Source organism: Curtobacterium sp. MCLR17_040, assembly GCF_003234735.1.
Classification (GTDB): Bacteria; Actinomycetota; Actinomycetes; order Actinomycetales; family Microbacteriaceae; genus Curtobacterium; species Curtobacterium flaccumfaciens.
Genome location: NZ_QKTE01000008.1, coordinates 121,135 through 140,585 on the forward strand (window position 1 = coordinate 121,135; position 19,451 = coordinate 140,585).

Below are 19,451 nucleotides of genomic sequence, written 5' to 3' on the forward strand. Positions count from 1 at the left end.
GGGATGGACACCGAACCGCAGCTCGACGGCGAATCCGTCGCACCCGACCTCGACGACTTCGACGAGGTCGTCGAGATCGAGCACGAGTCGCTGCCGACGGACCGCTACTTCGACCGCGAGCTCAGCTGGCTCCGGTTCAACCAGCGCGTGCTCGAGCTGGGTGAAGACCGCACGCAGCCCCTGCTCGAGCGGGCGAACTTCCTGGCGATCTTCGCGTCCAACCTCGACGAGTTCTTCATGGTCCGCGTCGCCGGCCTGAAGCGCCGCATCGACACCGGCATCGCCGTCCCGACCAACGTCGGCCGTGCTCCCAGCGACGTCCTGCGGGACATCGCGAAGAAGGCCCACGAGCTGCAGGACCGGCACGCCCAGGCCTTCATCGGGTCGCTCAAGCCCGACCTCGACGCCGCGGGCATCCACATCGAGCACTGGTCCGACCTCGACGAGGCCGACCGGCAGCGGATGCGGGAGTACTTCAACGAGCAGATCTTCCCGGTGCTCATGCCCCTGGCCGTCGACCCGGCGCACCCGTTCCCCTACATCTCCGGGCTCTCGCTCAACCTGGCGGTGCGGGTCCGCAACCCGAAGTCGCAGCGCCAGGAGTTCGCGCGCCTCAAGGTGCCGCAGAACTTCTCGCGCTTCATCAAGCTCCCCGACGACAACTCCGGCCGGATGCGCTTCATCCCGCTCGAAGACCTCATCGCGAACCACCTCGACGACCTGTTCCCGGGGATGGAGGTCCTCGAGCACCACGTGTTCCGGGTCACTCGCAACGAGGACGTCGAGATCGAGGAGGACGAGGCCGAGAACCTCATCCAGGCCCTCGAGCGCGAGCTCCTGCGCCGCCGGTTCGGTCCGCCGATCCGCCTCGAGATCACCGAGGACATGGACCCGGTGACCCTCGACCTGCTCGTGCGTGAGCTCGACATCACCGAGGAAGAGGTCTTCCGGCTGCCGTCGCCGCTCGACCTCGGCGGACTGTTCGAGATCTCCAAGATCAACCGTCCGGACCTGCACTACCCGAAGCACGTGCCGACCACCCCGGTGCAGTTCCAGCCGGGTGAACCGAACACGAAGCCCGACCTGTTCCGCGCGATCAAGGCGAACGACGTCCTGGTCCACCACCCCTACGAGTCCTTCGCCACGAGCGTGCAGGCGTTCCTCGAGCAGGCTGCGGCCGACCCGAACGTGCTGGCGATCAAGCAGACCCTGTACCGCACCTCCGGCGACAGCCCCATCGTCGAAGCGCTCATCGACGCAGCGGCCGCCGGCAAGCAGGTCCTCGCCCTGGTCGAGATCAAGGCCCGCTTCGACGAGCAGAACAACATCACCTGGGCCCGGAAGCTCGAGAAGGCCGGCGTGCACGTCGTCTACGGCCTGGTCGGGCTGAAGACGCACTCGAAGCTGGTGCTCGTCATCCGGCAAGAGGGCGGGACACTCAAGCACTACAGCCACATCGGCACGGGCAACTACAACCCGAAGACCTCGCGCATCTACGAGGACATGGGGCTCTTCACCTCGGACGACACGGTGGGCAAGGACCTCACCCGCCTGTTCAACGAGCTGTCCGGCTACGCCATCGAGAAGAAGTTCAAGCGCCTGCTCGTGGCACCGCTGCACCTGCGGAAGGGCCTGCTCAAGCGCATCCAGACCGAGGCCGCCAACGCCCGTGCCGGCAAGCCCTCGGGCATCCGGATCAAGGTCAACTCGATGGTCGACGAGCAGATCATCGACGCGCTGTACCTGGCGAGCCAGGCCGGGGTGCCGATCGACGTGTGGGTGCGCGGCATCTGCTCGCTCAAGCCGGGCATGGAAGGTGTCAGCGACACCATCCGCGTGCGGAGCATCGTCGGGCGCTACCTCGAGCACTCCCGTGCGTTCGCGTTCCACAACGACGGCGACCCCGCGGTGTTCATCGGCAGCGCCGACATGATGCACCGCAACCTCGACCGACGCGTCGAGGCGCTCGTGCGGCTGGTCGCCCCGGACCACATCAACGAGGTCCAGGAGATGTTCGACCTGGCGATGGCCGACACCGCCAGCTCGTGGCACCTGGAGTCCGACGGCGAGTGGACACGGCACTCCACGGACGATGCGGGCCGTCCGCTCGAGGACGTGCAGAATGTGACCATGCGGAAGATCTCGGCCCGGAAGCGCTCGACTCGGTGAGCGGCGGTCCCTCGGGCCCCGTCGTCGCTGCGGGTGCGGTCGTCTGGCGCGAACAGGACGGCACACCCCTCGTGCTGCTCATCCACCGCGACCACCACAAGGACGTCTCCCTGCCCAAGGGCAAGGTGGACCCGGGCGAGGCCGTCCCGACGACCGCCGTGCGCGAGATCGACGAGGAGACCGGGTACCGCGTCCACCTCGGCGCACCGCTCGGCACCGCCGAGTACGTGCTGCCGAACGGCCGCGACAAGGTCGTGCACTACTGGGCGGCCCGGGTCTCGGCCAAGGAGTACGCCCGCGCCGGGGCATTCGAGCCGAACCACGAGGTCGCGGCGCTCGAGTGGGTCACCATCGACGACGCCCGCAACCGCCTGACGTACGAGCGGGACGTCGCGATCCTCGACCGGTTCGCCGAACGCGCCGCCGCCGGACAGCACCGCACGTTCGCCCTGATCACCCTGCGCCACGCGAAGACGGTGCCCGGCTCGGACTGGGACGGCCCCGACGCCACCCGTCCACTGCTGCCCGTCGGCCGTTCACAGGCCAAGGCAGCCGCCGCACCGGTCGCGGCGTTCGGCCCGAAGAAGATCGTGAGCAGCACGGCGGCGCGGTGCCTCGCGACCGTCGAACCGCTGTCCGCCGCGACGAAGCTCGGGGTCTCGAGCACCGCAGACATCAGCCAGGACGCCCACGACCGCGGCGCCGCCGACGTCAAGGGCGTCGTCCGGCGTCGGCTCGACAAGGGCAAGACCGCCGTGTTGTGCTCGCACGGCCCGGTGCTGCCCGACATCATCGCCCGGATCGCCACCGCGACCGCCGACGACTCCGGCCGCTTCGACCTGCGCCGCGCCGCGATGCTGTCCGTCGGGGACTTCTCCGTCATGCACATCGCCGGGGACACCCTCGTCGCGGTCGAGACGCACCGCAACACGATCCCGGCGTAGCCGGCCACACGACGGGGCCGCGCCGCGCCCGGGAACGCGATCCGGGCCTCCCGACCGCTCGTCCGCGATCATGCGTGCGCATCTTCCGAACGAGCGCACAGTGCCCCCGATCCTGCTCCCTGCGCGGGAGCGGCGCACGCCGCCCCGACGTGGACAACCCCTCGTTCACCTCCCGTTCACCAGCGGGGGTGATTGCGGTCACCTCGCGTCCCTACAGTCGCTCCCGGGTCGGCACCGGCCCAGGGACCGCAGTGGTCCCACTGCATTCCATTCCCGAAGGGACCCCTGTGAACATCAAGCGAATCGGTTCGATCGCAGCAATCGCGATCGCCGGCGCAGTCGTGCTCTCCTCGTGCGCGGCAAACGAGGACGCGGGCAGCACCGAGTCCTCCTCCACCAGCGGCAGCGACTACTCGAAGCTCTCCGGCACCCTGACCGGCTCCGGCTCGTCGGCACAGCAGACCGCGCAGGCCACCTGGGCCGCCGGTTTCCAGAACGAGGCCTCGGGCGTCACCGTGAACTACACCCCGGACGGCTCGGGCGCCGGCCGCGAGAACTTCATGTCGGGTGCCGCGGACTTCGCCGGCTCGGACGCCGCGCTGAAGGACGAGGAGCTCTCGGGCAAGTTCGAGTCCTGCAAGGCGGACACCAAGGGCATCGACATCCCCGTCTACATCTCCCCGATCGCCATCGCGTACAAGGTCGACGGCGTCAGCGACCTGACCCTCGACGCGAAGACCATCGCGGGCATCTTCTCGGGCAAGATCACCAAGTGGGACGACTCCGAGATCGCCGACCTGAACAAGGACGCGAAGCTGCCGGACGCCGACATCACGGTCGTCCACCGCTCCGACGACTCGGGCACCACGCAGAACTTCTCGGAGTACGTCTCCGCGAACGCCTCGGACGTCTGGACCGAAGAGCCCAGCCAGACCTTCCCGTACTCGGTCGGTGACAGCGCGAAGGGCACCTCCGGTGTCGCCTCCGCGATGGGCAACGCCACCAACGCCATCACCTACATCGACGACTCCGGTGCCGGCGACCTCGACCGCGCGAAGCTGATGGTCGGCGACAAGGCGACCGAGATCTCGGCCGACGGTGCCGCGCAGGTCGTCGCCGACTCGAAGATCGCGACCGGCCGTGAGGACAACGACCTCGCGATCGACATCGACCGCAAGGACACCGCTGACGGCGCCTGGCCGCTGGTCCTCGTCTCCTACGCCATCGCGTGCCAGGAGTACAAGGACGCCGACAAGGCCGAGCTCGTGAAGGGCTACCTCGACTACGTCGTCTCGAGCGCCGCTCAGGACGCCGCTGCCAAGGAGGCCAAGTCGGCCGCCCTCTCCTCCGACCTCGCGTCGAAGGCCAAGGACGCGGTCGCTTCCATCAAGTAAGGCCCCTTGAGCGCCCGGACGCCGGTCCCACCCACACGACCGGCGTCCGGGCACTCAGCCGTCCAGGACACCACCCGGACGCGCACCACCACCCCAGAACCCGTCGCCTCCCCCGGCGTTCCTCCGACAGGAGTACCCCATGACGACCGCACCGGCCCAGCCAGGGGCCACCGTCACCCCGACCAAGCCGAAGCCCGTCGTCCGTGTCGGCGACCGCGTCTTCTCCGCCGCCTCGGTCATCGCCGGCGGCCTCATCCTCTTCGTGCTCGTGCTCGTCGCAGCGTTCCTCGTCTGGCAGAGCATCCCGGCCTTCTCCGCCAAGGTCGGCGAGCTGCCGGGCAAGGCCACGAACTTCTGGGACTTCGTCGGCCCCCTGGTCTTCGGCACCGTCTGGTCCGCGCTCATCGCGCTCGTGATCGCCGTGCCGCTGTCCCTCGGGATCGCCCTCTTCATCTCGCACTTCGCGCCGCGTCGACTCGCGCCGGTCCTCGGCTACGTCATCGACCTGCTGGCCGCGGTGCCGTCGGTCGTCTACGGCCTCTGGGGCATCGCCGTGCTGGCGCCCCTGGTGAAGCCGTTCTACGTGTTCCTGAACGAGTACATCGGCTGGTTCCCGCTGTTCTCCGGCCAGGTGTCCGGCACCGGTCGCACGATCCTGACCGCGTCGATCGTCCTCGCCGTCATGGCGATCCCGATCATGACCGCGGTCATGCGTGAGATCTTCCTGCAGGCCCCGACCCTCAACGAGGAAGCGGCCCTGGCCCTCGGCGCGACCCGCTGGGAGATGATCCGCCTGTCGGTCCTGCCGTTCGCGAAGTCCGGCATCGTCTCCGCGATCATGCTCGGCCTCGGTCGTGCACTCGGCGAGACGATGGCGATCGCGCTGGTGCTGTCGGTCTCGACGAACGTCACGTTCCAGATGCTGACGTCGCAGAACCCCTCGACGATCGCCGCGAACATCGCCCTGCAGTTCGCCGAGGCATCCGGCACGGCCCTGAACGCCCTCATCGCGTCGGGTCTGATCCTCTTCGTCATCACCCTGGTCATCAACATGCTCGCGCGGTACATCGTCCGCAGCCGAGTCAGCTGAGAGGTCGCACCCGATGTCCCTCGCGCTCCGTCAGACCGGCACCGCCGGCAACGTCTACGCCAACGGCAAGCTGCACGCCTCCGTCCCGTGGCTGCTCCTCGTCGGCAGCTGGGTCGCCCTCGTCCTGGTCTTCGCCCTGCTCAACGCGGGTGGCGCCGTCAAGGACTTCAACGTCGTCGCCGCGATCTTCCTCGGCACGGTCCTGTTCGACGTCCTCATCGTCGTCATCTCGCGCATCGTCGAGGGTGGCCGCAAGGCGGTCGACCGCCTGGTCACCTCGCTCGTCATCACGGCGTTCGTCATCGCGGTCCTGCCGCTGGTGTCGCTGCTCTGGACGGTCATCGCCAAGGGCGTCGCCCGCTTCGACGCGAACTTCTTCTCGTACTCGATGCGCGGGGTCATCTCCGAGGGCGGCGGCGCAGTCCACGCCCTCATCGGCACGCTCGAGATCACGCTGTTCGCGGCGCTCATCTCGGTGCCGATCGGCCTGCTCACCTCGATCTACCTGGTCGAGTACGGGCGCGGCGCACTGGCGAAGGGCATCACGTTCTTCGTCGACGTCATGACGGGCATCCCGTCGATCGTCGCCGGTCTGTTCGCCTACGCGCTCTTCGCGCTGTTCCTCGGCCCGGGTGCCCGATTCGGCCTGGTCGGCTCCGTCGCCCTGTCGGTGCTGATGATCCCGATCGTCGTGCGCTCCACCGAAGAGGTGCTGAAGATCGTCCCGATGGAACTCCGCGAGGCCTCGTACGCCCTCGGGGTGCCGAAGTACCTCACGATCCTCAAGGTCGTGCTCCCCACCAGCCTCGCCGGCATCACCACCGGCGTCATGCTCTCGATCGCCCGCGTCATCGGTGAGACCGCCCCGCTGCTCGTCACGGCCGGCTTCACCGCGAGCATGAACTACAACCTGTTCCGTGACCCGATGATGACCCTGCCGGTGTACGCGTACACGCAGTACTCGCAGCAGGGCGCCAACCCGGTGCCGTTCGTCGACCGGGCCTGGACCGCGGCCCTCGTGCTCATCCTGATCGTGATGCTGCTGAACCTGCTCGCTCGGTTCATCACCCGTCTCTTCGCCCCCAAGCTCAGCCGCTGACCCTCCGCCCCCGCGGAACCAGCGACACCACCCACCCAGAAGGATCAACGTGTCCAAGCGCATCGAGGTCGACGGCCTCAACGTCTACTACTCGAAGTTCAAGGCGGTCGAGGGTGTCGACATCACCATCGAGCCCCGCACCGTCACGGCCTTCATCGGCCCGTCGGGCTGCGGCAAGTCCACCTTCCTCCGCACCCTGAACCGCATGCACGAGGTCATCCCCGGCGCATGGGTCGAGGGCTCGGTCAAGATCGACGGCGACGACCTGTACGGCGCCGGCGTCGACCCCGTGCTCGTCCGTCGTCAGGTCGGCATGGTCTTCCAGCGTCCGAACCCGTTCCCCACGATGTCGATCCGCGACAACGTGCTGGCGGGCGTGAAGCTCAACAACAAGCGCGTCTCCCGCTCCGAGGCCGACGACATCGTCGAGCGCTCGCTGCAGGGTGCGAACCTGTGGAACGAGGTCAAGGACCGCCTCGACAAGCCCGGCATGGGTCTGTCCGGTGGGCAGCAGCAGCGTCTCTGCATCGCCCGCGCGATCGCGGTCGAGCCGGACGTGCTCCTGATGGACGAGCCCTGCTCGGCCCTCGACCCGATCTCGACCCTCGCCATCGAGGACCTGATCGAGGAGCTCAAGAAGGAGTTCACGATCGTGATCGTGACCCACAACATGCAGCAGGCGTCGCGCGTCAGCGACAAGACGGCGTTCTTCAACATCGCCGGCACCGGCGCCCCCGGCAAGCTCATCGAGTTCGACGACACCGCGACGATGTTCTCGAACCCGTCCGTGCAGGCCACCGAGGACTACGTCTCGGGCCGCTTCGGTTGATCGGCATCCGTCCGTCGCACTGACGGACGGCCTGGAGGCCCGGTGCACGTCCGCCACGGACGCGCACCGGGCCTTCGTGGTTGCGCCGGGTGCGACGGCAACCCGCGGGACGTGCGCATGTTCCGACGATCCACGCGTCGATCGACTCGTGGTTCGTCGCTCGATGCGCACGCAGACGTTGCGTGCGCATGTTCCGACAGTCCGCGCGTCGATCGACTCGTGGAACGACGAAAGGTGCCCGCGCATCGACTGCACGGGCACCTTCCGGAATGCGTCAGGCCGTGGTGGTGGGGACCGCCATGATCGGCGAGGTGGTCGGCTGCTCGGAACCGCCCTCGGGCTCGACCGTCATCCCGATCGTCGCGCCCTCGGACATCGCGCCCTTGAGCACGGCGGAGTGCACACCGTCAGCCGCACCGTCGACCAGGCCGGCCGACTTGATGGTGCCGCCCTGCTCCTCGGAGCCGATGTACCAGAGCTCGTACGTCTTGCCCTTCGGCGCCTGCTCGACACCGTCGAGGATCACCGCGGACTTGCCGAGGTCGTTCGACCACACGACCGTCGCCGAACCGCCGCCCGCGACCTTGGTCGTCGTGCGCTGGAAGTCCGAGGCGGCGTAGATGCGGTCGAGGCCGCTCGAGGCCTGCGTGGTGCCGGTGCCGGAGCCGTTCGGGTCGAAGATCGACCCGACGCCGAGTCCGCCGAAGAAGACCGCGGCGACGGCAGCTGCAGCCGTCAGCATGACCGCCGGACGCTGGAACCAGCGGCGGCGAGCCTCCGACGATGCCCGGCCACCGGCGGTGGGGCCGTCGGCGATCGAGGCGACGTGCCTGGCGGGCTCGGGACGGGCCTCCTGGACGGAGGTGGTCTCGGCGGCCGGGGCCTGATCGACCGTCGTGTCGGCGAGGGGCGCGGCCTGGGGGGTCGTCGCGATCCGGGCCAGCAGCGACGCCTTCAGCGACGCGGGGGGCTCGATCGGTGCGACGGCGTAGGCGAGCTGCAGCGCGGTCTCGCGCAGGGAGTCGTTCTCGGCCTGCAGCTCGGGGGACGTCCGGAGGGCGTCCTCGAGGAGCGCGCGCTCGTCGTCGGACAGCGCGTCGAGTGCGTGGGAACCCGTCATCAGTGCGGGGTCGTCGTGGCGTTCGGTCATGAGGTCACCCCCATCTCGTCTCGGAGTCGGATCATCCCGTCACGGAGACGGGTCTTGACGGTGCCGATGGGGACACCGAGGTGTTCGGCCATCTCGCTGTGCGAGTAGCCGCCGTAGTACGCGAGTTGCACGGCCTGCCGCTGGAACTCGGTGAGCTTCGCCAGCGCTCGGCCGACGCGCTCGTGCTCGATGCGGATCTCGACGGACTCGGAGACCTGGTCGAAACCGGCCTCGAGGTCGCGGATGCCGATCTTGGTGTCGCGGTCGTGCGACGACTGCGAGGCACGGACCCGGTCGACCGCTCGGCGGTGGGCCATGGTGAGGACCCAGCTGGCGGCCGTCCCACGCTTCCGGTCGAAGCGGGTGGCCTGCTGCCAGACCTCCAGGAAGACCTCCTGCGTGACCTCTTCCGACTGCGCGCGGTCCCGGAGGAGGCGCGTGATCAGACCGAGGACCCGACCGGAGAGTGCGTCGTAGAGGTCCGCGAAGGCGGCTTGGTCACCGGCGGCGACCCGGGCGAGGAGGTCGTCCGGCGATGCCTGAGCTGGCTCTGACGAGCTCCAGCGTTCGGTGTCGCTATCCACGAGGGCAAGCATTGCAGGTTTCCCTCCTCTCGGTTGCTTTCGTTGACCAGGCGGGTAGCACGAAGCCTCCGCATGGGCGGTCGAGACGAGGGGCCGGCGTGACCCACAGGGAATTGACCGGCGGTGCCGGTCCGGGTCACACCGGGCCTCTCGCTTCGTGACGGGCATTCCGTCCGTCACGCAGATGATTCGGTGCGGTCCCCGCTGTGGATTGGATGGGGGTCGGGATTTCTCGGCGGGATGGGCGCGGCGGGCCTGCACCGGGGTGCGCGCGGGCACGCCCGGGGCCGGTTCTGTCCACCATGAGTGAACAGGGTCGAGTGATCAGCCGACGTCTCGTAGACTTGGTCTCGCCGGGCCGCAGCAAGCCCCGGGCTCCAAAATTCGCCGCTTCGAGCGGCCTCGCGCCGAGAGGCGCTTCTGCGGCCCGGTCTTTTTGTGCCCGGACGCGGTCGCGTCCGGGTTTTCTGCTGCGCGGCCCTTGGCCTGGCGCGTCATCGCGCTGCTGCGCGGCCCTGGCCTGGAGGCCCGGTGCGGGTCCGCCCCGCCGCTCGCTCAGTCCAGGCTGTCGCGGCGCCAGAGCGCCGCAGCCTCGGTCAGGTCGGCCGCCAGCTCCGTCAGGCGGAGCGCCCGCGTCGTGAGTTCGCTCGCGCGCTCGGACGCCACCAGGTCGGACTCGTCCGCCACGGCGGTCGCGCCGGCGGCGGTCAGACGGCAGAACGACGCCCCGCGGTCGAGCGCCACCGCGAGGTCGCCCGTGTACAGGCCGTGCAGGATGCGGTCGGCGAGCGTCAGGATCTCCGCCGGCCCCGTCGGTTCCTCGGCACCCGCGACCGCCTGGTCGATCGTGCCGATCTGCGCCGTGCCCCGCTCGAACAGGTACGCGATCTCCTCCGGGTTCTGTCGGATGACGATCCGCACCAGGTACACCCGCCAGAGCGCCCCCGGCAGGGTGTGTGCCCCGACCCGCGCCCACAGTTCCGCGATGGCGTCGATGCCGTGCACGTCGGTGTAGGTGACGAGCCGCTCGACCACGGCGGGGTCCGGGTCCTCGCGCACCCGGTGCAGCAGGGCGTTCGCGGTCTCGTGCGCGACACGGTTCACGAGCGCCGGGTCCTCACCGCCCTGGATGGCGGCGAACTCGGCGTCGGTGAAGTGGACTGGACGGTGGTGATCGCGAGGCACCGCAGCAGTGTAGGCGCGGTCGGTGACACGCCCGCGTCCCGTTCGCCCAGAACGCAACCGCTGCGCCACGCGTACCGTGTTGCGGCAGGGAGGCGCTCCTCCCTGCACGTGAAGGAGAGGACCATCCATGAACGCCCTGCTCATCATCCTGGCTGTGATCGCAGTCATCCTGCTGTTCGTCGGCGGTTTCGCTGCGAGCCTCAAGTTCCTGCTCTACGTCGGCATCGTGCTGCTGATCATCGCGGTCATCGCGTGGCTGCTGCGGACGCTCACCGGACGCCGGGGCTGACCCGATCAGACGGTTCCGTCTCGGAGGCCCTCACCCGCTAGCCTTGCGGGTGAGGGCCTCTAGCTCAGTTGGTAGAGCACCGGACTTTTAATCCGAGGGTCGTGGGTTCGAGCCCCACGGGGCCCACACCTTCCTGAACGCCGGCTTTTCATCCGAGGGTCGTGGGTTCGAGCCCCACGGGGCCCACCCATTAGCTCCTGTCTAGAATGTCCTCGATGGGCCGACGATCGCAGCGCGAACGGCCGGGCACCCCCACCGGCCCGGCGACGATGCGCCGACGCCGCCGGAAGCTGGTGCCGGCACTCGCCCTCGGCGCGATGGCACTCGGGGTCTCCGGACTCCTGCTGATCCTGCCGAGCGTCTCGAGTGCCTGCCAGCCGGTGTCCTCGTCGACCTCGGCCTCGGCCGTCGCTGCCCCCGGCGTCTCGGCCGACCGCGTCGCCGCGGCGATCGAGCCCGGGTCACGCGTCCTGATCGTGGGTGACTCGTACACCTCGGGTCGGGGCTCGGCCAGCGGACTCCGCGGCTGGGCACAGGACCTCAGCGAGGACCGTGGGTGGACGGCCAAGATCGACGGGTACCCGGGCACGGGCTACGTCGACACCGGTCGGACCGGTTCGTCGCACTACACGTACGGGCCACGCCTCGAGCGGCACGCTGCGTTCGACCCCCAGCTCGTGATCGTGCAGGGAAGCCAGAACGACTGGCTCGTCGACTCGGACACCCTCCGCGCCACGGTGGAGCGGACCCTCCACACGGCGCAGCAGACCTGGCCGGACGCCGTCGTCGTCGCGCTCGGCCCGTCAGCACCGCTGCCGTGGGCGAACTCGACCGTCGGTGTCGCCGCGTCGGTCTCCGCGGGTGCCGCCGCCGCCGGTGTCCCGTACATCGACGCCCTCGCCGGCAGGTGGTTCACGTCGAGCAACAGCCCGGGGTACTCCGCCGTCGACGGCGGCCACCCGAACGACGCCGGCTACCAGTACCTGGCGGACCGCGTCAGCGAGTCCCTCGACGCCCTCGGCGCACCCGTCGGCAGCGCCCGCTGCGTCTGAGCGGCGCCATCTGCTCCTGAACGGGGTACAACCCGTCCCCAGCGGGCTCATGGGAGATCCCCTGCCCACCACAGCCCGCCCTCAGCGGATTGTTGGGCTGCCGCCGATAGTGTCGTTCCCGGATCCGATCACCGGATCCTGCAGCACAGCACCACCACGAACGAACGGGGTACACCGTGATCGAGCCCATCGAAGCCACGCAGACCAGCACCACCGGTGACGCGCGCCGCATCGTCGAGCTCGCAGCAGCGACCAACACGACGATGAGCAACGAGCTCCTGCTCGACACGCTCCGCCGCAACGCCCAGGTCACGACCCGCCACATCCGCAAGGACTTCATCGAGGTCGCGACGGCCACCGCCGTGCTCGGCTACGTCTGCCGGCAGCGCAAGGACTTCATCGCGCTCCGTGGCGACGACCCGGCGTGGGCGCACGAGGTCGGCCGGTACGCGACCGAGTCCCTCGCGGTCGAGGCACTCCGGATGCGCCGCGGCTGACGCCCGGCGTCCGACACGAACACAGAAGGCCCCGCCGGACACCCGGCGGGGCCTTCTTCGTGTCAGCGGTGGTGCCGACCGGACTCCTCAGGACCAGACGCGGCGGATCCCCCACGAACCGGTCCAGGTCTCGTCCGGCTCGAGCCAGCGCAGGCCCTCGCCCGAGTTCAGGGCGTTCGCGGGCGCCGTCATCGGTTCGACCGCGACCGCCAGGCCCTTCCCGTCGCCCCGCGGGTACTCGCGCGAGGTGAAGACCTGCACGTAGGGGAACGAGGCGTCCTGCCAGAGCTCGACCCCGTCGCCCTCCGGCCCGTGCATCGTCGTGCGGCGGATCCCGTCGGCGTCGGGGGTGACGTCCGTGTAGGCGGTGTCGAGGTCCGAGTCCCCGGCACGTCGCCCCTGGCGCAGGTCGTACGGCGTGCCCTCGACCGGCACCGAACCGTTCGGGACCTTCTGCTCGTCGACGGTGAAGGCGGTCGCGGCGTCGAGCGTGACGACCAGGTCGTCGGCGGGGGTGTCACCGGCACGCAGGTACGGGTGCGCGCCGACAGCGAAGGGTGCGCGCACGCCCGAACGGTTCGTGACCTCGTGCGTGACACGGATGCCGTCGTCGACGAGTTCGTGCAGCACGCGCGTCTCGAGGGTGAAGGGCCACCCGTGCTGCGGGTGGATCGTCGCTTCCTGCTGGATCGACGTCTCGGTCTGCGAGACCACCCGGTACGGGGCGAACCGGAGCAGTCCGTGCGACGCGTTGCCGTACTTCGGCTCCGAGACGTCGAGCTGCTGCCGCTTGCCGTCGAACTCCCACACACCACCGGCGACGCGGTTCGGCCAGGGCGCCAGGACGATGCCGTTCGCCCCCGGCGGCTGCTCGGTCACGGGGAACGGCTCGGTGATGTCGAAGCCGGCGACGCGGAGTTCGCGGATGCCCGCGGCGACCTCGGTGACCACGGCTTCGACGACCCCGTCGGGTCCGGCGTGGTGGAGGCGGTACTGGCCACCCGTGGGTGCTGCGGTCATGGGGTGTTCTTCCTTCCGGCTGGTTCGGTGTGCTGCTCGCCGTCGGCGACGATCACCTGGGCCCCGGCCGCCCGGATCGTGGCGACCGCGGCGGCGTCGGCCTCGGCGGTGACGACGACGTCGATGTCCTCGAGCGCGCGGACGACCCCGATGTGGGCCCGGCCGAACTTCGACCCGTCCGCGACCACGACGGTACGCCGGGCCGTCGCCGCGAGCATCCGCTTGGCCTCGGTCTCGGGCAGGTTCACGTTCGTCAGGCCGTGGTCGACGTCGAGTCCGGTCCCGCCGAGGAACACGAGGTCCGCGGCGATCATCGGCAGGACCGCGCCGTTGAAGGGGGCGACGAGCGAGTGCTGCAGGGGCCGGAGGGTGCCACCGGTGACGATCACGGTGAAGCGCGGGACAGCTCGCTCGAGCGCGAGCGCCGTGGTGAGGGAGTTCGTGACGACCGTGACGCCGGTGAGCTCGGTGCGCGCCACGAGGGCCTCGGCGACGGCGGCCGGCGTGGTGCCGACGTCGAGGACGACGCACTCCCCCGGGCGGACCAGCGCAGCGGCCGCACGGCCGATGGCGGCCTTGGCCACCTGGTGCTCGACGGCGGTCTCCTCGAAGGGGCGCTCGGTGGACCCGGCCCCGAGGCGGACCGCGCCTCCGTGCACCCGGCGGATCCGGGCCTCCTGGTCGAGGACGGCGAGGTCCTGGCGGACCGTCACCTCGCTGGTGCCGAGGGACGCGGCCAACGCGGCCGTCCGGACCATGCCAGGGGCGCCGTCGACGATCGCGACGATGCGGTCCTGCCGCAGGGGCGCGGGCAGCGCGCCGGCGAGGAAGGAGAGGTCGGCGTCCGTCATGTGCACAGTTTCGCTTGCTTCCGATGTCTTTCGCAACGCTTCGGATGGGCGCTAGGCTGTTCCGGTGATCACCAAGCGCGTGACGAAGCTCGCGGACGGCCGCGACCTCTTCTACTTCGACGACGCCGACTCGACGCTGCCCGCAGAACGCAGCATCGACGAGCGCGTGCTCGACCCGCGGCCCGAGACGGCGCGGATGCGGCAGGACGTCCTGACGGGCGAGTGGGTTTCGATCGCGGCGTCCCGGCAGAACCGGGTGTTCCTGCCGCCGGCCGACCAGGACCCGCTCGCACCCCAGAGCCCGGCCAACCCGTCCGAGATCCCGAGCCGCTACGACGTCGCCGTGTTCGAGAACCGCTCGCCGTCGTTCGGCCCGCTGCTCGAAGCCGACGACGCTCCCGCGTCGCTCGAGTCCCTGAGCGACGTCGGCCTGAACCGCCAGCTCCGCTCGGTCGGCCGGTGCGAGGTCGTGTGCTTCTCGCCCGAGACCTCCGGGTCCTTCGCCTCCATCTCCGAGTCGCGTGCCCGCACCGTCGTCGAAGCCTGGGCCGACCGCACCGCCGCACTCTCCGCGATGCCGGGCATCCAGCAGGTGTTCCCCTTCGAGAACCGGGGCGAGGCGATCGGTGTCACGCTGCACCACCCGCACGGGCAGATCTACTCGTACCCGTACATCACACCGCGCACCCAGCGCCTGCTCGCGAGCATCGAGCGATTCGGGCCGGACCTGTTCGAGCAGCACCTCGCGAACGAGCGGGGGTCCGAGCGGGTCGTCCTCGCTGGCGAGCACTTCACCGCCTTCGTCCCGTTCGCCGCGCGCTGGCCCATCGAGATCCACATGCTGCCGCACCGGCACGTCCCCGACTTCGCCGGCCTGACCGACGCCGAGAAGGACGAGCTGGCCCACATGCACCTCCGGCTCACGCGTGGGCTCGACGCGCTCTACGGCGACCCGACGCCGTACATCGCCGCGTGGCACCAGGCACCGGTGCACACCGCCCGCGACACCGTGCGGCTGATGCTGCAGATCACCTCGCCGCGACGTGCGGCGGACAAGTTGAAGTTCCTGGCCGGCAGCGAAGCCGCCATGGGCGCCTGGATCGGGGACCTCGTGCCCGAGAAGGCGGCCGAGTTCATCCGACAGGGAGTCGAGCGCGCATGACGTTCCAGCAGGTCTACGGGTACGAGCCGACGGTGCGGTACTCCGCGCCGGGTCGCGTCAACCTGATCGGTGAGCACACCGACTACAACGACGGCTACGTGCTGCCCTTCGCGATCGACCGTCGCACCACCGCCTCCATCGCGCAGCGTGACGACCGGACGATCCGCGTCGCCTCCGCCTTCGACGCCTCGAGCGAGCCGATGGCGCTGTCCCTCGACGACCTGTCGCCCGAGGCCATGGACGGTTGGTCGGCCTACGTCTTCGGGATCGCCTGGGCCCTGCGCGAGCAGGCCGGTGCCGATCTGGACGACAAGACCGGGTTCGACGTCTTCATCGAGTCCGACGTGCCGGTCGGTGCGGGCCTGTCGTCCAGTGCGGCGATCGAGTGCGGTGTCGCGCTGGCCTTCAACGACCTGTGGGAACTCGGCCTCGACCGGAAGACCCTGGCGCGGGTCGGGCAGTACTCGGAGAACCACGCCGTCGGTGCCCCCACCGGGATCATGGACCAGTCCGCCTCGCTGCTCGGCGAGCAGGACGCCGTCGTGTTCCTCGACTGCCGCACGCTCGACACCGCCGTCGTCGACCTGGCGCTCGAGGCGAACGGGCTCGAGGTCCTGGTGATCGACACCCGCGTCGAACACGCCCACGCGACCGGTGGCTACGCGGCTCGTCGGGCCTCGTGCGAGAAGGGTGCCCAGGTGCTCGGCGTCGAGGCACTGCGTGACGTCAGCGTCGAGGACCTGCCTCGTGCGCAGGAGCTCCTGGACGACGAGACCTTCCGCCGGGTCCGGCACATCGTGACCGAGGACCAGCGCGTCCTCGACACCGTCCGCACACTGCGCGAACAGGGCCCCCGGGCGATCGGTTCCCTGCTCGTCGCGTCGCACGAGTCGATGCGCGACGACTTCGAGATCTCCGTGCCGGAGCTCGACCTGGCCGTCGCGACCGCCGTCGAGCACGGTGCCGTCGGTGCGCGCATGACCGGTGGTGGGTTCGGCGGTGCGGCGATCGCGCTGGTCGACCAGGAGTCACGCGGGGCGATCACCGCCGCCGTCACCGCCGCCTTCGCCGACGCCGGGTTCCGCGAGCCGAACGTGTTCACGGTGCACGCCGCGCAGGGCGCCCGGCGCGACTGACGGCTGCGGCGCGCGCGGTCGCTCGCGCGCTCGACGTTTCGCGCTCAGCGACAGCTCACGCGGCGATCAGCCCGTGGACTGTCGCTCAGCGCGAAAGAACGGCAGCACCCCGACAGCCCCGACCGCCGCGCGCCCCCGTCTGCTCAGCCGAGGTAGTCCGCGTACCGGACATGCTCCACGACGTTCCCGAGCACGAACGGGTGCGTCCGACCGTGCTCCACGGCCCACTCAACCCACGCGGTCTGCGCCGGCATGAGCAGCCACACCACGACGGTGGTCCCGAGCACGGCAGCCAGGGTCAGGCCCATCACGGTGTGCTCGTCGAACCGGGCTGCACCTCGGCGGGCGATCGCGACGACGAACCCGGCGACCGCGAACCCCACCGTCGCGAGCGTCCATCCGGACCAGGGGCCCGACGTGAACGTGTACTCCTGGCCGGCGTGCACGAAGGTCGTCGCCCAGCTCGAACCCGGTGCCTGGAACAGCACGCAGATCGCCACGATGACGATCAGCCACCGGGCGTCCTTGGTCAATTGCGACGGCTCGGGCCGGGCTCGCATCACCGGCGTCGCCTGCAGTCGTTCGTCCCCCATGCCGCGACCGTAGCACCGGCGGAGTGCACTTCGTGAGCAGCAATGGTCGGGTGCGATGACGCCACCCGACCATTGCTGCTCACCATCGCCACGCGACCAGCACGCGAGCGCACGCCGCGCGCGACCGCGCGCTACTTCAGCTGGCGCTCGGCGGCCTCGACGACGTTCTTCATGAGCATCGCGCGGGTCATCGGCCCGACGCCACCGGGTGTCGGCGACAGGAAGCCCGCGACCGACGCGACCGCGGGGTCGACGTCGCCGTGCAGCTTCGCCTTGCCGGTCTCCTCGTTGACCACGCGGGTGATCCCCACGTCGATGACGGCGGCACCGGGCTGGACCCAGTCCGGCTTGACGAGCCCGGCGACCCCGGCCGCGGCGACGATGATGTCGGCGCGACGGCACTCCGCGGCGACGTCGGCGGTCAGCGAGTGCGTCAGGGTCGCGGTCGCCTCGAGCCGCGTGAGCAGCAGGCCGAGCGGCCGTCCGACGGTCAGCCCCTGACCGATGATCGTGACGTGCGCGCCACGGATCGGGATCTCGTACGCGTCGAGCATCGCGACGATGCCCCGCGGTGTGCAGGGCAGCGGTGCGTCGATCGTGCCGGCACCACCGGGCACGGCGAGCACGAGCTCGCCGAGGTTCGTCGGGTGCAGGCCGTCGGCGTCCTTCGACGGGTCCATGAGCTCGAGCATCGGCGTCGGGTCGATGCCCTGCGGCAGCGGGAGCTGCACGATGAAGGCGGTGACCCGGGGGTCGTCGTTCATCTGCAGGATCGCGGCGCGGATGTCGGCAGCGGACGCCGTCTCGGGCAGGTCGATGCGGTGCGAGTCGAGCCCGATCGACGCCGAGTCGCGGTGCTTGCCCGCGACGTAGGACATCGAGCCGGGGTTCGAGCCGACCATGATCGTGCCGAGGCCCGGACGGATGCCGTGCTCGTGCAGGCGGTCGATCCGGCCCCGGAGTTCGTCGAGCGTCCGGGCGGCGAGGGCCGTGCCGTCGATGCGGACGGCACTCCCTTCACCGGCCCAGAGCTCGCGCGGGAGCGCCGCGCTGACCGAACCGCTCACGCGTAGAGCGGGAACGCGTCGGTCAGGACCTTCACGCGGGCCGAGAGCGCTGCGACGTCCGGGTTCGGCATGAGGGTCAGCGCGATGATGTCGGCCACCTCGGTGAACTCGGCGTCGCCGAAGCCGCGGGTCGCCAGCGCCGAGGTGCCGATGCGGACACCCGAGGTGACCATCGGCGGGCGCGGGTCGAACGGCACGGAGTTGCGGTTCACGGTGATGCCGACCTCGTGCAGCAGGTCTTCGGCCTGCTTGCCGTCGACCTCGGACGCGCGCAGGTCGACGAGCACCAGGTGCACGTCGGTGCCGCCGGTGAGCACGTCGATGCCCGCGGCCTTGGCGTCGTCGGCGGTCAGACGGGCGGCGAGGGCCTGGGCGCCGCGGATCGTGCGCTCCTGACGGTCCTTGAACTCAGGGGTGCCGGCGAGCAGGAACGCGGTGGCCTTCGCGGCGATCACGTGCATGAGCGGGCCGCCCTGCTGGCCCGGGAAGACCGCGGAGTTCAGCTTCTTGAACAGGGTCTCGTCGTTCGACAGGATGATGCCCGAGCGGGGGCCACCGAGGGTCTTGTGGACCGTCGACGAGACGACGTGGGCGTGCGGGACCGGGGACGGGTGCAGCCCGGCGGCGACGAGGCCGGCGAAGTGCGCCATGTCGACCCAGAGCTTCGCGCCGACCTCGTCCGCGATCTCGCGGAACTTCGCGAAGTCGAGCTGGCGGGGGTACGCGGACCAGCCGGCGATCAGGACCTTCGGCTGGTGCTCGATGGCCTTCGCGCGGATGTCGTCGTAGTCGACCTCGAACGTCTCGGGGTCGACGCCGTACGCCACTGCGTTGTAGATGCGGCCGGAGAAGTTGAGCTTCATGCCGTGGGTCAGGTGACCGCCGTGCGCGAGCTCGAGGCCGAGGATGGTGTCGCCGGCCGAGGCGATGGCATGCAGGACGGCCGCGTTCGCGGTCGCGCCGGAGTGCGGCTGCACGTTCGCGTACTCGGCACCGAAGAGCGCCTTGGCACGGTCGATGGCGAGCTGCTCGGCGACGTCGACGTACTCGCAGCCGCCGTAGTAGCGCTTGCCCGGGTAGCCCTCGGCGTACTTGTTGGTGAGCACGGAGCCCTGCGACTCGAGCACGGCGCGCGGCACGAAGTTCTCGGACGCGATCATCTCGAGGGTGTCGCGCTGGCGGCCGAGCTCCTGCTGCAGGACGGCGGCGATCTCGGGGTCGACCTCGGCGAGCGGGGCGTTGAAGGCGGCGCGGGCGGCGGCCTGCTCGGCCACCTCGGCCTCCTCGGAGACGAACGGGGGCAGATCGGCAATGGACACGGGACTCCTACGGTGTGCGGA

Annotated in this window: 19 protein-coding genes and 1 tRNA gene; 12 read left to right on the forward strand and 8 right to left on the reverse strand. The window is 70.0% G+C overall.

The genetic code is table 11. From position 1 onward, the window contains the following. Positions 1-3: 3 nt before the first annotated feature. The 6 genes from DEJ01_RS09425 to pstB all read left to right on the forward strand — a co-directional run bounded on the left by DEJ01_RS09425 (position 4) and on the right by pstB (position 7,525). On the forward strand, positions 4-2,169 hold the full coding sequence (locus DEJ01_RS09425) for an RNA degradosome polyphosphate kinase (protein WP_071404719.1): 2,166 nt from the start codon (positions 4-6) through the stop codon (positions 2,167-2,169). Continuing rightward, positions 2,166-3,113: an NUDIX domain-containing protein gene (locus DEJ01_RS09430; protein WP_111054094.1), complete on the forward strand. Its 948-nt coding sequence runs from the start codon at positions 2,166-2,168 to the stop codon at positions 3,111-3,113. Before DEJ01_RS09425 ends, DEJ01_RS09430 begins: the two co-directional genes overlap by 4 nt. A 287-nt stretch (positions 3,114-3,400) precedes the next feature. Next, on the forward strand, positions 3,401-4,507 hold the full coding sequence (gene pstS / locus DEJ01_RS09435) for a phosphate ABC transporter substrate-binding protein PstS (protein WP_071404717.1): 1,107 nt from the start codon (positions 3,401-3,403) through the stop codon (positions 4,505-4,507). A 139-nt stretch (positions 4,508-4,646) separates the two neighbouring features. Next, a complete protein-coding gene (gene pstC, locus DEJ01_RS09440; RefSeq protein ID WP_071404716.1) occupies positions 4,647-5,597 on the forward strand; it encodes a phosphate ABC transporter permease subunit PstC in 951 nt (316 codons plus the stop codon). A 13-nt stretch (positions 5,598-5,610) separates the two neighbouring features. Then, entirely contained in the window at positions 5,611-6,696 is a 1,086-nt protein-coding gene (pstA, locus tag DEJ01_RS09445; RefSeq protein WP_111024123.1) for a phosphate ABC transporter permease PstA, read from the forward strand. 49 nt (positions 6,697-6,745) lie between these two features. Continuing rightward, the gene (gene pstB, locus DEJ01_RS09450) at positions 6,746-7,525 is read left to right on the forward strand and encodes a phosphate ABC transporter ATP-binding protein PstB (RefSeq protein ID WP_027466631.1); all 780 of its coding nucleotides are present in this window, start codon (positions 6,746-6,748) and stop codon (positions 7,523-7,525) included. Positions 7,526-7,799: 274 nt separating this feature from the next. Here the strand turns inward: pstB and DEJ01_RS09455 are convergent, their stop codons facing one another. The 3 genes from DEJ01_RS09455 to DEJ01_RS09465 all read right to left on the reverse strand — a co-directional run bounded on the left by DEJ01_RS09455 (position 7,800) and on the right by DEJ01_RS09465 (position 10,444). Then, the gene (locus DEJ01_RS09455) at positions 7,800-8,675 is read right to left on the reverse strand and encodes an anti-sigma factor domain-containing protein (RefSeq protein ID WP_111054095.1); all 876 of its coding nucleotides are present in this window, start codon (positions 8,673-8,675) and stop codon (positions 7,800-7,802) included. Next, a complete protein-coding gene (sigK, locus tag DEJ01_RS09460) occupies positions 8,672-9,271 on the reverse strand; it encodes an ECF RNA polymerase sigma factor SigK (protein ID WP_027466633.1) in 600 nt (199 codons plus the stop codon). Before sigK ends, DEJ01_RS09455 begins: the two co-directional genes overlap by 4 nt. 543 nt (positions 9,272-9,814) lie before the next feature. Then, positions 9,815-10,444, reverse strand: a complete 630-nt coding sequence (locus DEJ01_RS09465; RefSeq protein ID WP_027466634.1) for a hypothetical protein — start codon at positions 10,442-10,444, stop codon at positions 9,815-9,817. 127 nt (positions 10,445-10,571) lie between these two features. Between DEJ01_RS09465 and DEJ01_RS17905 the strand changes: the two genes are divergently transcribed. From DEJ01_RS17905 to DEJ01_RS09480, 4 genes are all read left to right on the forward strand, one after another. Then, the gene (locus DEJ01_RS17905) at positions 10,572-10,733 is read left to right on the forward strand and encodes a hypothetical protein (RefSeq protein ID WP_017888098.1); all 162 of its coding nucleotides are present in this window, start codon (positions 10,572-10,574) and stop codon (positions 10,731-10,733) included. A 53-nt stretch (positions 10,734-10,786) separates the two neighbouring features. Beyond that, positions 10,787-10,859, forward strand: a tRNA-Lys gene (locus DEJ01_RS09470). Positions 10,860-10,948: 89 nt separating this feature from the next. Then, positions 10,949-11,785 carry an SGNH/GDSL hydrolase family protein gene (locus tag DEJ01_RS09475; RefSeq protein ID WP_181438403.1) on the forward strand — a complete coding sequence of 279 codons (837 nt, stop codon included), beginning with the start codon at positions 10,949-10,951 and terminating at the stop codon, positions 11,783-11,785. Between the two features lie 176 nt (positions 11,786-11,961). Next, positions 11,962-12,282, forward strand: a complete 321-nt coding sequence (locus DEJ01_RS09480; RefSeq protein WP_027466636.1) for a hypothetical protein — start codon at positions 11,962-11,964, stop codon at positions 12,280-12,282. A gap of 87 nt (positions 12,283-12,369) precedes the next feature. Here DEJ01_RS09480 and DEJ01_RS09485 read toward each other — a convergent pair whose 3' ends face one another. Together DEJ01_RS09485 and DEJ01_RS09490 are read right to left on the reverse strand one after the other, a co-directional pair. Beyond that, positions 12,370-13,302, reverse strand: coding sequence for an aldose 1-epimerase family protein (locus DEJ01_RS09485; RefSeq protein ID WP_111029050.1), 933 nt, complete (start codon positions 13,300-13,302; stop codon positions 12,370-12,372). Beyond that, positions 13,299-14,153: a DeoR/GlpR family DNA-binding transcription regulator gene (locus DEJ01_RS09490; protein ID WP_110863128.1), complete on the reverse strand. Its 855-nt coding sequence runs from the start codon at positions 14,151-14,153 to the stop codon at positions 13,299-13,301. The genes DEJ01_RS09485 and DEJ01_RS09490 overlap by 4 nt, the downstream gene beginning before the upstream one ends. A gap of 64 nt (positions 14,154-14,217) precedes the next feature. Between DEJ01_RS09490 and galT the strand changes: the two genes are divergently transcribed. After that, on the forward strand, positions 14,218-15,315 hold the full coding sequence (gene galT, locus DEJ01_RS09495) for a galactose-1-phosphate uridylyltransferase (RefSeq protein ID WP_071404710.1): 1,098 nt from the start codon (positions 14,218-14,220) through the stop codon (positions 15,313-15,315). Next, positions 15,312-16,451, forward strand: coding sequence for a galactokinase (gene galK / locus DEJ01_RS09500; RefSeq protein ID WP_111092803.1), 1,140 nt, complete (start codon positions 15,312-15,314; stop codon positions 16,449-16,451). The genes galT and galK overlap by 4 nt, the downstream gene beginning before the upstream one ends. Positions 16,452-16,594: 143 nt before the next feature. Here galK and DEJ01_RS09505 read toward each other — a convergent pair whose 3' ends face one another. From DEJ01_RS09505 to glyA, 3 genes are all read right to left on the reverse strand, one after another. Next, a complete protein-coding gene (locus tag DEJ01_RS09505) occupies positions 16,595-17,044 on the reverse strand; it encodes a hypothetical protein (protein ID WP_111092804.1) in 450 nt (149 codons plus the stop codon). A gap of 131 nt (positions 17,045-17,175) precedes the next feature. Further along, positions 17,176-18,111 (reverse strand): tetrahydrofolate dehydrogenase/cyclohydrolase catalytic domain-containing protein, encoded by a 936-nt coding sequence (locus DEJ01_RS09510; protein WP_111054099.1) that lies wholly within the window; start codon positions 18,109-18,111, stop codon positions 17,176-17,178. After that, entirely contained in the window at positions 18,108-19,385 is a 1,278-nt protein-coding gene (gene glyA / locus DEJ01_RS09515) for a serine hydroxymethyltransferase (protein WP_111039038.1), read from the reverse strand. The genes DEJ01_RS09510 and glyA overlap by 4 nt, the downstream gene beginning before the upstream one ends. Positions 19,386-19,451: the final 66 nt, after the last annotated feature.

What these genes read in the sequence shown, in the direction of transcription:
- DEJ01_RS09425 (WP_071404719.1), top strand. Translation starts at nt 4, where the DNA reads ATGGACACCGAACCGCAGCTCGACGGCGAATCCGTCGCACCCGACCTC.
- pstC (WP_071404716.1), top strand. Translation starts at nt 4,647, where the DNA reads ATGACGACCGCACCGGCCCAGCCAGGGGCCACCGTCACCCCGACCAAG.
- pstA (WP_111024123.1), top strand. Translation starts at nt 5,611, where the DNA reads ATGTCCCTCGCGCTCCGTCAGACCGGCACCGCCGGCAACGTCTACGCC.
- DEJ01_RS09455 (WP_111054095.1), bottom strand. Translation starts at nt 8,675, where the DNA reads ATGACCGAACGCCACGACGACCCCGCACTGATGACGGGTTCCCACGCA.
- sigK (WP_027466633.1), bottom strand. Translation starts at nt 9,271, where the DNA reads ATGCTTGCCCTCGTGGATAGCGACACCGAACGCTGGAGCTCGTCAGAG.
- DEJ01_RS17905 (WP_017888098.1), top strand. Translation starts at nt 10,572, where the DNA reads ATGAACGCCCTGCTCATCATCCTGGCTGTGATCGCAGTCATCCTGCTG.
- DEJ01_RS09475 (WP_181438403.1), top strand. Translation starts at nt 10,949, where the DNA reads ATGGGCCGACGATCGCAGCGCGAACGGCCGGGCACCCCCACCGGCCCG.
- DEJ01_RS09485 (WP_111029050.1), bottom strand. Translation starts at nt 13,302, where the DNA reads ATGACCGCAGCACCCACGGGTGGCCAGTACCGCCTCCACCACGCCGGA.
- DEJ01_RS09490 (WP_110863128.1), bottom strand. Translation starts at nt 14,153, where the DNA reads ATGACGGACGCCGACCTCTCCTTCCTCGCCGGCGCGCTGCCCGCGCCC.
- galK (WP_111092803.1), top strand. Translation starts at nt 15,312, where the DNA reads ATGACGTTCCAGCAGGTCTACGGGTACGAGCCGACGGTGCGGTACTCC.
- DEJ01_RS09505 (WP_111092804.1), bottom strand. Translation starts at nt 17,044, where the DNA reads ATGGGGGACGAACGACTGCAGGCGACGCCGGTGATGCGAGCCCGGCCC.